This is a genomic window from Sphingobacterium litopenaei, from assembly GCF_014692495.1.
GTDB lineage: Bacteria > Bacteroidota > Bacteroidia > Sphingobacteriales > Sphingobacteriaceae > Sphingobacterium > Sphingobacterium litopenaei.
Genome location: NZ_JACOIJ010000001.1, coordinates 135,199 through 149,439 on the forward strand (window position 1 = coordinate 135,199; position 14,241 = coordinate 149,439).

The 14,241-nt window shown below is 37.1% G+C and carries 6 protein-coding genes; 3 read left to right on the forward strand and 3 right to left on the reverse strand.

Annotation, left to right across the window (positions count from 1 at the left end):
• Positions 1–12: 12 nt before the first annotated feature.
• The 3 genes from H8B04_RS00635 to H8B04_RS00645 are packed head-to-tail and all read right to left on the reverse strand — an operon-like array spanning position 13 to position 7,987.
• Complete coding sequence (locus H8B04_RS00635; protein WP_190301121.1) at positions 13–2,865, reverse strand: SusC/RagA family TonB-linked outer membrane protein; 2,853 nt, start codon at positions 2,863–2,865, stop codon at positions 13–15.
• 19 nt (positions 2,866–2,884) lie between these two features.
• The gene (locus H8B04_RS00640; RefSeq protein ID WP_165289928.1) at positions 2,885–4,825 is read right to left on the reverse strand and encodes a RagB/SusD family nutrient uptake outer membrane protein; all 1,941 of its coding nucleotides are present in this window, start codon (positions 4,823–4,825) and stop codon (positions 2,885–2,887) included.
• Between the two features lie 12 nt (positions 4,826–4,837).
• Positions 4,838–7,987, reverse strand: a complete 3,150-nt coding sequence (locus tag H8B04_RS00645) for a SusC/RagA family TonB-linked outer membrane protein (protein WP_223815183.1) — start codon at positions 7,985–7,987, stop codon at positions 4,838–4,840.
• A 492-nt stretch (positions 7,988–8,479) separates the two neighbouring features.
• On the opposite strand from H8B04_RS00645, the gene H8B04_RS00650 reads away from it, so the two are divergent.
• The 3 genes from H8B04_RS00650 to H8B04_RS00660 all read left to right on the forward strand — a co-directional run bounded on the left by H8B04_RS00650 (position 8,480) and on the right by H8B04_RS00660 (position 14,212).
• Complete coding sequence (locus tag H8B04_RS00650) at positions 8,480–12,508, forward strand: hybrid sensor histidine kinase/response regulator transcription factor (RefSeq protein ID WP_190301122.1); 4,029 nt, start codon at positions 8,480–8,482, stop codon at positions 12,506–12,508.
• Between the two features lie 176 nt (positions 12,509–12,684).
• Positions 12,685–13,353 carry a fructose-6-phosphate aldolase gene (gene fsa / locus H8B04_RS00655; RefSeq protein WP_165289930.1) on the forward strand — a complete coding sequence of 223 codons (669 nt, stop codon included), beginning with the start codon at positions 12,685–12,687 and terminating at the stop codon, positions 13,351–13,353.
• A 7-nt stretch (positions 13,354–13,360) separates the two neighbouring features.
• A complete protein-coding gene (locus tag H8B04_RS00660; protein ID WP_165289931.1) occupies positions 13,361–14,212 on the forward strand; it encodes a transketolase in 852 nt (283 codons plus the stop codon).
• Positions 14,213–14,241 lie beyond the last annotated feature (29 nt).

Genomic DNA, 14,241 nt, shown 5'->3' on the forward strand with positions numbered 1-14,241 from the left:
TTTTAATAAGACCTAAAAAGATGCTGTAAATCCTAAATTATAGAAGCGATTTTGCGGCGCAGAACCGAAATTTGTTTCCATCATTTTACGCTCTTTGGAAATAACTAAAAGATTGTCTCCGTTTACATAAACGCCCATTTTCTTCACTAATGAAGAATTTCTGAAAAATTGCTCACCCAAATCGTATGTAAACTGTACTCTTGTTAAATTGAAGCGATTATTATCATACATCCAGAAGGTAGAATTTTGGAAATTGTTCGCGCTACTGGTACTTGTCAAGCGTGGATAAGTGGCCGTTTGTGCAGTACTTTCTGTCCATCTATTCAATACTACATCAGAGTATTTATTCAGACCGCGTACCCAGTAATAAGAGTTGTTTTTAAACCCAATAGCACCATGAATACCTGAACCCATAGCAAAGAATGTAAGGTTTTTGTACTTCAAGGTAAGGTTGACACCATAACTTAATGGATTTGCAGACCAGCCATTGTGGCCCAATTCGACTTGATCTCTTGCGTCTACAATACCGTCTTCATTTACATCTCTGTATTTGATATCACCAGGCTTTAAAGTACCACCGAAAGTTTGTCTTGCATGGTTGTCAATTTCTTCTTGAGATTGAAAGAAACCTTCTGCTATATATCCAAAATAAGCATCCAATGGTTTACCAACACGGTTTTGATAACTGTATTCGTACGCTTCTTCTCTGCGAATTACTTCTGAATCGTATACCATTCCCACAATTCCTATATTGTACGAGAAGTCACTGATCTTATTATTAAAGTTCAAGAAGAAATCTACACCAGTACGCATTTCCTCACCAAAATTGAAGTTTGGAAGAAAGTCACCTTGTCCAGTAAAATAAGAAGGGAATAAGGTAGAACCTCTCGATAATAAACCCTTGATATTTTGCTTGAAGTAATTAGCATTCAAATGAATTCTATTTCCAAAAAAAGAAGACTCCAAACCTAATCTGATTTCGTCACGATTAACAAAAGTAAGATTCGGATTGGCACCTCTACCAGACATTGTAGTATAACCTCCACTGGCACCATCTCTCCAAGTAAACCAACCACCAAGGCCTTCTTGATTACCAAAATTTCCCGCATACAGATAATGTCCATTGATGTCTAAGTCTTGTTTCAATGAAGCGTAGCTACCTGTAACGATTAAATTATTGATAAACGAAGCATTATCTTTGATAAAGCTTTCTTCGCTCAAGCGCCATCCTAAAGTTCCTGTAGGAGAAAAACCTCTTCTTTTATTTTCTGGAAGCTTACTCGAATGAACCACATTTCCATTGAAATTTAAGTAGTATTTATGCTTGAAATTATATCCAAAATGCATCCCTAAATTGGTGTTGCGGAAGGGGTGGTATTCACTACCTCCATCCGTATCTGGATCACTGGAATATTGAGAAATATATCCAAAACCTACCAATTTAGCGCTCACATTGTGATGATCATTAAATTTGCGTGCGTAATCTAATTGAGAAATTGATGTTAATGTTTGATCGTACAATGACGTTCCGATGAACTCATTAGTACTGTTTCCATCATTTCCGAATTTTTGAAGACTTTTAATCACCTCTTTGCCATCAATGGTCACCCATTCTGGTTGATAAGTAGCATAAGGAACACTATAACCTTCGGTATAACGTGTGGTATAGTCCATACTAAATTGTGATCTAAAAGATAAACCTTGTGTGATACCACTCAAATCCGCTTTTGCAGCTACATTAAACATAAATGTTCTATGTTTATTCTTGATGTAACCTGAAGCCATCATTTGGGACAATTGGTTGGTTTGGATTGTCGAAAGACCACCTAAAAGATATTTTCCATCTATAATATTATTCGAGTTTTTCACAATGATTTGCAACTCTTCATTCTCTGGATCCAACATATCGATTGGCACGTAGGGATGAAACCAGTCGTTATTAGGTCGGAAGCTACTTGCCATTCCCCAAAAATCGCCACGTGCATAATATTGGTCAGTCATGATCGCTACGGCGTCTGTGGATGCATTTAACCAATCGGTTAATTTCATATCCACGTTAGAACGCACATTGAGTGAAAAATCATTGTTTTTGTCTGCCACACCATATTTCAAAATATTATTATTGTAAGATAAGCCCACATTTGTGTAGTATTTGGTGCGTTCATTACCACCGCTTATTTCGGTAGTAAGATCGGACTTGTAGCTAAACTTTCTTAAAAAATCATCCGAATAGAAATTTAAATCTGGATAGCGATAGGGATTAGTACCCAAAGCTGTGTTGTAAATTTCTTCTTGCGTATATTTCTCTGCGAGACCATCGTTGCGAAGTGCTTCATTGTACAAGCCCATGTATTCCGCAGCATTCAAATAGGTAGGGTAGGATTTTGGAACAAAAATCCCTGTATTCAACCTGAAATCCACACCTAATGGTTTTTGTGTACCTCTTTTGGTCGTAATCAATACCACACCACGAGAACCCGCAGATCCGTAAAGTGCTACACTACTCGCATCTTTAAGTACAGAGATGGATTCAATTTCATTTAATCTTACATCAGAAGCGCGACGTTCTACACCATCGATTAATATCAATGGAGCTTGTCCCCAAATATTACCTGTGTAACCACTTATTAAGCTCTGAAGATTATCTAGACTATATGTACTAAAGCTTTTATTAAGAAGTTCTGTTATGTTTATTGCCGATACAGCACCTACTATGTCTTTTTTCTGAATACTTCCAAAGGCAACATTGACAAGACTATCTTCAGATGCTTGTGGTATGTTCAATTTATCTTGTCCATTGGAAGTAGAGACTTTTATAGAGAGTGCTAAAAGAATCCAACAAACTTTTATGTTATTTTTTATCATTTTATCAACAGTTTAAATTTTACCAACCAGGATTCTGTGAAAAACCTTCGTAAATATTTACATCAGATACTATGAATGGAAACCAGTAGTGTCTTTTTTCATATTTTCTTTCGAAGATTGTATACTGTCTGTAATTCAGTACTCGAGCGTTTCTTGGGTCTGCGTACACTTGCTGATCTGGCATACCTCTATCAAAATGAATCCCCATTTTGTACACGTAAGGTTTTTCAGTTAATAAAAGCCAACGTCGAAGATCATTGAAACGATGTCCTTCGAAAGAAAGTTCTACTGCTCTTTCTCTTCTGTATTCCGAACGGAAAGCATCTTGTGAGGCTAAGAATTTGGGTGCTACATGACCTACATTTAATCCCGGTCTATCACGTATGATATTGACAGCATCTACAGCAGTCTTGTTGTAATTCGATGATTTACCTGTAGGAGAATTATAACCTTCTGAAGCTGCCTCTGCATACATCAAATACACATCCGCTAATCTCATGAAACTTAAATACATGACGTTGTTGTCCATATATCCTTCCCAATCGTTGGATAGGCGTGAGATATATTTAGCGAGCATATAACCTGTAATAGGAGCTCTATGTGTATTACCCGGGTCGGTTCGGAAGAGACCTTGAGTATGCAAACTTGCATATTGTCTTCTGTGGTCGTTACCTACGTAGCTACCATTGTTAACGACTTTCTCCCCATCTATCATGATGTCGTGATAAAATCTAGGATCTCTGTCTTTCCAAGGAAAGTTTGGATCATAACCAGACTCCGCATCAGGTTGAGATGGGTTGGTCATATTGATCGGTAAACCATTGGCCATGCCGTAATTATCTACATAGTTGGCCGTAGGATAGGCTTTTATACCTCTGGCTATAATGGTATAAGGACGGTAATCCGTAGATTGATTCCATCTGAAACGACCATTTGATTCCGCATGATTTTCAAGCATAATAGCTTCGCGGTATCTTTTTTCTGTACCACCTTCCTGTACACTTATAGCACCTGGAATAGCTCCATTTTGTGCGAACGTGTAGAAAATTTTAGAATAATGTTCAAACGGTATTAAGGAATATCTTCCTGTTGATTCACAAATTTGTAATGCCTCACCAAGCGCTTCAGCAGCTCTTTTACAGAAGTCAGCATTATAGGTACGGCTACCGGTTGATTCTTCATTCATCAATGGACTTCCCGCGTATAACAGGTTTTTGCCTAAGAAAGTTAATGCCATAATTTTGTTCGCTCTGCGATCATTATTTCCTCTGGTAGCAGCTCCTGCTGCAATTTGATCCCAATCCACAGGCAATAAATCAGCGGCTTTACGTAAATCTTCGGCTACTTTTTCAGCTGTTTCTTGATAATTTAAGCGTTGCACTCTTGGTGGCTCTGCTGGTGATAAGGCAACATCAATATAAGGTAAACCTCCCCAATATTGCATCAGCATAAAATGAAACCAGCCTCTAAAAAAGTACAATTGACCTTCAATCAATTTTTTCTCTTCTGGAGTCGCTTCAAGTAATAAATCCAGGTTCGCTAATCCGATATTAGCTTTGCGGATTCCATACCAAGATAATCCCCACAAGTTTCCTTTATCACCTCTGTTGTTACTTGTTGGATTTCCTCCTGTTTTGAACCATGATCCAAATATTGCCGTGTTCCATGCCCAGTAATCACCATGATCTACGTTATAAGCAAATAAGCGGTTATCGCCCATTTCCCATAGTTCATCTTCCCCAAAATTCCAGTTATTGTGAGAACCAATAGCTGTTACCAAGGGCACACAATTGTAAAGTTCTTCGACGAAACCCTGAAAATTTCTATAACTTTCAAAAGCTTGTGTTTCGTCAATATCTGCTAATGGGGATTTATCTAAATATTTTTTACAAGAAGTTATTCCTAAGATTATCGAAACAATCAAAAAGGGAAAAACTAACTTTTTTATATAATTCTTCATAATTAACATGTTTTAAAAGGTAATATCTAGACCTATGTTGTAACGTCTTACTGTTGGATAAGCTCCTCCAGACGAACCAGCCGCGAAATTAGATTCCCTGTCATCAGGCATCTTCGTCCACAGAAGCAAATTGTTTCCATTCAAATAGAGTCTACATGCATTTAACCCAAGTCTATTAATGGTTTGACCTTTAAACGTGTAAGCTAACTCTGCATTCTTAAGTCGTACATATGATCCATCGTATAGGTATCGTGTACCTTCACCGCCAAAAGGAATAGCCGATGAGTATCTTGGCAATGGTACTTGTCCACCACCATTTTCTTTTGTCCAATATGTACCTTCTACGTAGGCTACATTGGAGCCAGAATACGTGTTGAATGTAGGAAATGTAACCTCACGTGTCACATTATTCACTGCATAGAATTGTAAGAAGAATGAAAGGCCTTTGTATTCTGTACCAATACTTGCATTATATGTATTTCTTGGAGATCCAGAATACTCATAAGGTGTAGAGTCAAAACGGTCAATTATACCATCTGCATTAAAATCTATGATATTATAATCTCCAGCCAGCTTCATGTTATCATTAGAAGTACGTGTTGTACTTCCATAGATATCATCCCATGACTCCAGAAAGCCATGATTTAAATATGCTCTGTACTGTCCCAGCTGTGTGCCTTGTTGCTTTTGATAGTCAGGCAATAATGCAGGATCATCTCTAAACAAAATTGTATTTTTTGCATAGGTCATACTGGTGTTCGCCCAAACGCGCCAGCCTGATGCAAAACGATGATTCAGATTTAATGTAATTTCGTATCCTTTACCTTCTACACTGCCCAAATTGGCGATAGGGGCAGACTGACCAAAATAAGATGGAACGGCTCGCGAGCCACCCGAAATTAAGATATCAGTTCTCAGATCTTTGAAGAAGTCTAAATCACCTGATATCAACCCATTGAATAATGAGTATTCAATACCAAAATTTTTCTTTTCGACTTTTTCCCATGAAATATAAGGGTTACCCAAAGTACTAATGCGATAGAAGGTATATGGTGTATTTTGTAATGGACTTCCCATTTGGGTATTACCACCAAAAGCCCATTGGTCATTATATAACCAGCGACCACCCCCGCTATCATCACCAATTTTACCCCAAGAAGCGCGTAGTTTAAGGTTTTTGATAAATTTAACGTTCTCCATGAATTTTTCATTCGTGATTACCCATCCAGCTGCAAATGAAGGGAAGAAGTCAAATCTATAATCTGGTCCAAATTTTTCAGAACCGTTGTATGCTCCGTTTGCTTCGAATAAATAGCGTCTGTCATAATCGTAAACAGTACGGAAAACCCAGTCTTCACGATAATGTGCAAACTCGCTTCCGCGTGCATATTTTTCACGAAGAAATACTCCTGTAGCACTGATATTATGCTTATCAATGGAGGTCGCATAATTTAATTGACCTGAATAGTTGATACGTCTATAAGTCGCACCTTTGTCCACTGAACCACTTTGATTACTCCATCGAATCATATCCATTTGGTCCATATTTGTCGATAAATCGATTGGATCAAATATTATATTTCCTGAATCCGGATCTATCCATTTCTTTACAGGTTGATTAGGATCCGTTACCCCACGACCATTTTCTCTAAAAGAGTTGTCGATAGAATAATTAGCTCTAAAAGTCAAACCTGGTACAAGAACTTTTAAATCCTGATTTAAGGTGAAATCTGTTGTTAACTGTGTTTGAGTACTTTTTTCGGCGCCTGAGAATGCTAAGATGTACATGGAGTTTGGTACATCATAATCACGTTGTGGATAATATCCCCACGTTCCATCAGAATAGATTGGACGCATCGCATCTGGAGCAGTTCTATAAACCGAAGTCCAGAATCTTCCATCATTTCCGCCAACGCCAAATGGATATTGTCTTACGCCATTAGAGCCAAATAATTTGGTAGAAAGTTTTGTTGTTTTCGAAAGGGTAAAATCAAGGTTACTACGAACATTTAACCTGTCGTATCTAAAATTGGATTTATATCCTCTGTTATTCTCAAAAGTCTTGAATAAATCACCTTCGCCCACGTAATCTACAGAAGCAAAGTATTTTACAATATCACTACCACCTTGTACATTGACATTCGCCCCATATGAGGTTGCATATTCGCGAAATAATTCTTTTTCCCAATCGGTGTTTGGATATCTATCCCATTCCTCATCATTGAGCGGGTAGCGGTATTTTAATAATATTTCTTCAGGTCTGATGTGTGACCAAGAGGTTGGTAATATCATTAATTCATTCTCCACTACACGATTACGTAAAGATAAAGCATCATACGAATCGTATTTTTCAGGAAGTTTTGAAGGAACCTTGGCTGTAGAATTTACTCTTCCACGAATGGTTGCTTTTCCTAATGATCCTTCTTTGGTTTTAATTAATATTACACCGTTAGCACCTTTTACCCCGAAAACGGCTGTTGCAGAAGCATCTTTTAGTACCGATATACTTTCGATAGAACCAATATCGATAGTTCCAATAGGACGTTCGATTCCGTCTACAAGAATAAGTGGAGAGCTATTGTTCCAAGATGTTTGCGCGCGAATAAGTATTTGTGGATCTTCACCTCCAGGCATACCCGTGGAAGTTGTGGTCACAAGTCCGGGCAAATTTCCTGTTAAGGCCATACCAAGATTAGTAACACCACCTGTACGTTCTAATACTTCGCCAGTGGTCTGTGTGATAGCGCCTACCACACTTTCTTTTTTCTGCGCACCATATCCCACAACGACAGTTTCTTCGATATCAATAGCTGATTCTTGTAGAAAAATCTCGATAGTGGATTGATTTTCAACTTTGTATTCTAATGGTCGATATCCTACCATTGAGATGTTTAATGTATTTTTGCCTTGCGGAAGGGTTATCGTAAATAATCCTCCAGCTTTGGTAGTGGTCACCGTATTGGCACCTTTCACTCTAATAGAAACTCCTTCTAAAGCTTCATTATTCTCAGTTCTAACAATTCCTTGCACAGTACGACTTGGTTGTGCATTAAGAATTAAAACGTTACAGATCGTGAAAAGCAGAAAAAATACATAGGGTAATGATAATCCCCATATTTTTTTCCAATGCCATATGAACCTGATAGTAAATTTTATCATCATAGCATTTATGTTTGAAATTTAATTGGTTATTTTTTGGAATAGGTCGATGATAATTGGTCAATTATCTATGATTAGCTTGAAATCTATTTTTCACTAATCATTACAAAATTCCCTTAGCTACTGTCTAAGTTTTTCACATAATTTGTTCTCATAACACGGTTTAGTTTTTAGGCATAAAAACTTACAGGCGCAGATTCATTGCAGCTGGTTAAGTTAATTAATTTGTTTTCCGATTTTCGGTTTATAATTGTATATCAAAGTTACTTGTGGGGCTATTCGGGAGCTAGCAAGAATGTCAAAATGACGGATAAGAATGTTTAATCGATAAGCTAAAATTATGTTTTTGAGGGAGTATTATTCGTTTGCAATTTTTTATTTAATATCTTAGAATACATTTACCATGTGCGATCACATGTGATAACCAATACAGCTACCTTTTATAAACAGAAGATGAGGAGATATATATTATTTTTTATAGTTACATTTTTTATTGTGCCTTTATTTGGGCAAGAATTGCCTGTGTCTTTCCAAAGGTATTATTCGAAAGATGGACTATCATCTAATACCATTTATACTATATATCGAGATACCTACGGATTTTTATGGATTGGTACGGAAGATGGACTGAATCGTTATGATGGACGTACCTATAAAGTCTATCGCTATGATGCTAATAATGAGCAAGGATTAAAATCTAATCACATTACTTCGTTGTGCGAAGATCAGCAAGGTAGAATTTGGATTGCTACTACGGGGGGAGGACTTAGTTATTATGACAGAAAACTAGATAAAATTTTTGCATACGAAAAAACTCCAGATGATCGCTGGATGAGTGCCGCAATTACATCACTTACTACGGATTACAATGGTAATATATGGGTAAGCTCCTATGGCAATATTAGTGTAATCAATGCGAAAGATATTAATAAGATGCCCGATGCTTCTTACAATAAGGTTATCAGTTTTTTCTTGGAGCGATTTACACGGTACATTTATAAAGATAAGGAAGGGCAGATGTGGATTTCTTCCATTGGTAATGTGTACAAAATTTCAAAAGATTTTCAACATATCATAGAGTTTAAAATTCCTTCAAAAATCCACAATGGAATTGAAATTAGTTCTATTACTGAGGATGAACAAAAAAGAATTTGGGCAGGGTCTTCTTATGGATTATACTTTTTGGAACATAAGGGGAAGGAATTTAAAGACTTTGATCACTTTGCTCCATCCAAATTGAGCAGTAATAAAGTATATGCGCTAGGGAATGATAGTAAAGGAGGTGTATGGGTAGGAACGGACAACGGCTTAGACATTTTGAATCCCAAAGATCTTACTATTCAACGATTCAAACCTGATATTTCTAATATTCATAGCTTGAGCCATAAATCTATTCGTAGCATTTATGCGGATCAGTTTGGTATATATTGGGTTGGAACTTATCAAGGAGGTCTAAATAAGTATGATACTAATTTAAGTCAATTTGGGTTAAAGGGTATTAACTTATTTGAGCGAAGAGGAGAAAGTACTAATATGATAACTTCCTTTTTGCAGCACAAAGAGGATGTACTGTTAGGTGTTGATGGAGGAGGCGTTTACATTTATGAACGTAATCTGGACAAACTATCGCCTCTTTCTCTTCCAGAAAACATTAATAACTATACAGTTCTAGCTTTAGAAGGAAAGAACGATAAGGTTTGGATTGGTACTTACCAAAAAGGAATATTGGAATATAATTTTACGTCAAAATCATTGAAAAAATACCGCGCAGGTGAAGGAGTGAATGACCTAAACAACGATGAGGTGTTTTGTCTTACCAAGGATCACGCAGGTAATTTGTGGGCTGGCACCAATGGCGGGGGCATAAATATTCTGAATACACAGGACGGAACGATCAAAAAATATATGGTTCAGGGACGCAATGAACATATTGATATTGAGCCACCTAATAATTTTATCCGTGTATTGAAAGAGGATTTGGATAATAATATGTGGATTGGTTCATATGGATCAGGTGTCTCGGTGTATAATCCAAAGACTAAAAAGACGGTGTTTTATGACCGCGAAAATAGCGGCTTGCCAAGCAATTATATTCTATCCATCCATATTGATAACAAAGGTACCGCTTATGTAGGAACTAATGGAAATGGCATTGGGGTACTTCCAAAAGGTGCTAACAAATTTCAGGTTATTTCCGAAAAGGATGGACTGATTAATGGCGTGATACAAAGTATCATAGAAGCAGATAATGGGAAAATTTGGTTTAGTACCAACAGAGGGTTAAGCTGTTACGATCCTGCAAACAAGTCTTTCAAAAATTATACGCAATCCGCTGGTCTGCAGCAAGGCGCTTTTATGTTAGGAGCTGGAATCAAGACTTCTGATGGTGAGATATTTTTTGGAGGACAGAATGGATTTAATCATTTTTATCCTAAAAATTTAAAAATCAATCAGAACCCTGCAAACGTAGTTTTAACCGACCTAAAGATTGATAATAAGATTGTATTACCATCCGAAAATGGACCAATCCAAAGCACTCTGCAAACTTCTGAACAAATTAATTTGAAGTACAAACAAAATTTTTCTATTTCTTTTGCAGCTTTGAATCTTACTGTGCCAGAAGATAACGCCTACGAATATCGTTTGGTGGGATTCGATAAAAACTGGATTCAAGTTGATAAGGAATTGAGTGCTTATTATACGAATTTGGACCCAGGAGAGTATACCTTTGAAGTGCGCGCGAGTAATAATGATGGTGTGTGGAGCGAAAATATAACAAGAATTCATGTTATCGTAAATCCTCCATTTTGGATGACCATCTACGCGTATATTTTTTACCTCATGATGGCTGCGGGAACCTTATTGTATATCCGACACCGTGGTATTCAAAATTTAAAACAAAAATTTGCTTTAGAACAAGAACGTATTCAAGCTAAACAATTAATAGAACAACAAAAACGCGAAGCAGAGACTTTGCATAAGTTGGATCAAATGAAAATCAAGTTCTTGACGAATTTGAGTCATGAATTCCGTACACCAATTTCTTTAATTGTGGGGCCTATTGAGACTTTGATTAATCAAATTCAAGATATTCATGCTCGCACCCAATTGGATTTGGTAAAACGAAATGCACGTCGTTTGCTGAATTTGGTGAACCAACTTTTGGATTTCCGCAAAATGGAAGAGCATGAGCTTAAACTTCAAAATTCCGAAGGTGATCTTGTCGCTGCGGTGAAAGAAGTATTCCAATCTTTCAATGATATGGCTCTTCAGAAAGGAATAGATTATTCGTTCTATAGCTGTCAAGAAAAACTTTATTCCTCATTTGATGAAGACAAGATTGAACGTATTCTGTTTAATTTAATTTCCAATGCTTTCAAATTTACGCCAAAGGGTGGTGATATTGCTGTAAGTATAGTTTCTGCGGATTATCAGGACAACAACAAAATAAAAGTCTCTTTCGAGGTTCGGGATACAGGAATAGGTATTCCTGCGGAGGCACGAGAATCTATTTTCGAAAGTTTTTTCCAACACGATACGGCTGGAAAAGTGCTGAATCAAGGTTCGGGAATTGGCTTATCAATAGCAGAATCCTTTGTCAAAATGTATGAGGGCAAAATACAAGTAGATAGCGAAGTAGGAAAAGGAAGTGTGTTTTATTTTGATCTCCTTTTAAATTATGCCGAAGAACCTTTGGTCGAAGAAGTAGATGAAATTTTGGTAGAGCAAGAGACCTATGATGCGGATGCTCGAAATAAACCTTCTCTTTTAATCGTGGAAGATGATGATGACTTTCGAGATTATTTGCGGGAAATTTTAGCAGAAAATTATAAGGTTTTCGAAGCTGTCAACGGAAAAGAAGGCTGGCAAAAATCATTGTTCCATCACCCTGATATCGTGATTTGCGATGTGCAGATGCCTATAATGAACGGAATGGAATTAGCACAAAAAATGGCACAAGATAAGCGTACAAAGCATATTCCAATCGTATTGATGACAGCTTCCAAGGTGGAAAATGGCTTGGTGTGTGGTTTAGAATCTGGTGCGGTGGATTATATAACTAAACCCTTCGATATCAATGTTCTTTTGGCGAAAGTCAACAGTTTGATGATTCTTAATCAAGCGTTTAAGGATGTATATAGCAAACAAGTTTCTATTGCAGTGCCTGAAGTAGCTGTAGTATCGGAAAAGGATAAATTCTTACAAAATGTATTGAATTATGTATATGAGAATATGGATAATCCACAGCTTTCGGTTGAGGCATTGAGTGCACATCTTTGTATCAGTCGCGCTTCCTTGTACAATAGATTGTTGGAATACACAGGCATGTCTCCGGTAGATTTTATTCGATCGGTGAAACTGGAAAAAGCTGCAAATCTGTTAGAACGTAGTGATAAGACCATTTCGGAAATCGCCTATGAGACGGGTTTTGCGAATCCTAATTATTTTACAAAGGTTTTCAAAGCTAAATATCAAATGACACCGTCGGAATATATTCACTCGACTAAAAAGGATAAAGTGTAGAATTTATTCATAGTGAAAAAAATAAGGGTATAAGTGTTATAAACAGATGTTTTAGACATTTTTACCCTTATTTTTTTTATATGTTTCATCCCTTGCCCGTTGAATCCTATACATTTGTCTTATTACTAGTGAGAAACAATTATAAACCAAGATAAATTACTTATCTATTTTAAGACATGAAATTTTTTATTGATACGGCGAATTTGCAGCAAATACAAGAAGCGCAAGATTTGGGAGTGCTGGATGGTGTGACTACCAATCCCTCTTTGATGGCTAAAGAAGGAATTAGCGGAGAGCAAAATGTTATTGATCATTATAAGGCTATTTGTGCTATTGTGGATGGTGATGTGAGTGCAGAAGTGATTTCGACGACTTACCCTGAAATGATAGCAGAAGGCGAAAAGTTAGCCGCATTGCATCCGCGAATCGTAGTTAAAGTTCCGATAATAAAGGATGGCATTAAAGCCATCAAATATTTTAGTTCTAAAGGAATCAAAACAAACTGCACATTAGTTTTTTCAGCTGGACAGGCATTGTTAGCCGCGAAAGCAGGTGCTACATATGTTTCTCCTTTTATTGGAAGATTAGATGATATCTCAGTGAATGGACTAGATCTTATAGCCGAGATTAGAGAAATCTACGACAATTATGGATATGAGACGCAAATTTTAGCGGCTTCGGTACGTCATAGCGCACATATTTTAGGATGTGCAAAAATTGGTGCTGATGTCATGACAGGACCTATTTCTGCAATTGTGTCTTTGTTAAAACATCCATTGACAGATTCGGGGTTAGCCCAATTTTTAGAAGATCATCGAAAAGTATCACAATTAAACTCTAATTAAAATGGTCATGACTAGAAATAGTGTACACAATTTGGAGGCAATCTGTACTCAAGTACGCCGTGATATTGTACGTATGGTTCATTCTTGTCAGTCTGGACATCCAGGAGGTTCGCTTGGCTGTACAGAATTATTAGTCTGTCTTTATTTTGAAATCATGCAACGCAATGACCAATTTGATATAGATGGGATAGGCGAAGATCTTTTCTTTCTTTCCAATGGTCACATTTCACCAGTTTTCTATAGTGTCTTAGCAAGAGCTGGATACTTTGATGTCGCTGAATTAGCGACTTTCAGGAAGCTAAATTCTCGTTTGCAAGGTCATCCTACTACGCATGAAGGATTACCTGGTGTGCGTATTGCCTCAGGATCTTTAGGTCAGGGTTTATCTGTAGCGATAGGTGCAGCACAAGCTAAAAAACTAAATGGTGATAATAAGCATGTCTTTGTCTTAATGGGTGATGGAGAATTGCAAGAAGGACAAGTCTGGGAGGCTGCTTTGTATGCTCCTCATAATAAAATGGATAACCTTATTGCTGTCATTGACTACAATGGTGCTCAAATTGATGGCGCAACGAAAGATGTGTTATCCTTGGGGAATCTTAAAGCAAAATGGGAAGCTTTTGGATGGAAAGTTATTGAGGTATTAAAAGGAAACCATATTCCTTCAGTATTGGAAGGACTTCATTTGGCCAAATCTTTATCCAATCAAAATCAACCTGTTATTATTTTGTTGAATACCGAAATGGGACACGGCGTTGATTTCATGATGGGATCGCACAAATGGCATGGTGTAGCACCCAATAACGATCAGTTAGCTGAAGCTTTGAAACAAAATCCAGAGACTTTAGGAGACTATTAAGAAGATTATTAGACAGGAGATATTAGATA

Bases quoted from the DNA above. Each gene is read 5' to 3' on its own strand.
- H8B04_RS00640 (WP_165289928.1), bottom strand. From the start codon at position 4,825: ATGAAGAATTATATAAAAAAGTTAGTTTTTCCCTTTTTGATTGTTTCG.
- H8B04_RS00660 (WP_165289931.1), top strand. From the start codon at position 13,361: ATGACTAGAAATAGTGTACACAATTTGGAGGCAATCTGTACTCAAGTA.
- H8B04_RS00635 (WP_190301121.1), bottom strand. From the start codon at position 2,865: ATGATAAAAAATAACATAAAAGTTTGTTGGATTCTTTTAGCACTCTCT.
- H8B04_RS00645 (WP_223815183.1), bottom strand. From the start codon at position 7,987: ATGATGATAAAATTTACTATCAGGTTCATATGGCATTGGAAAAAAATA.
- fsa (WP_165289930.1), top strand. From the start codon at position 12,685: ATGAAATTTTTTATTGATACGGCGAATTTGCAGCAAATACAAGAAGCG.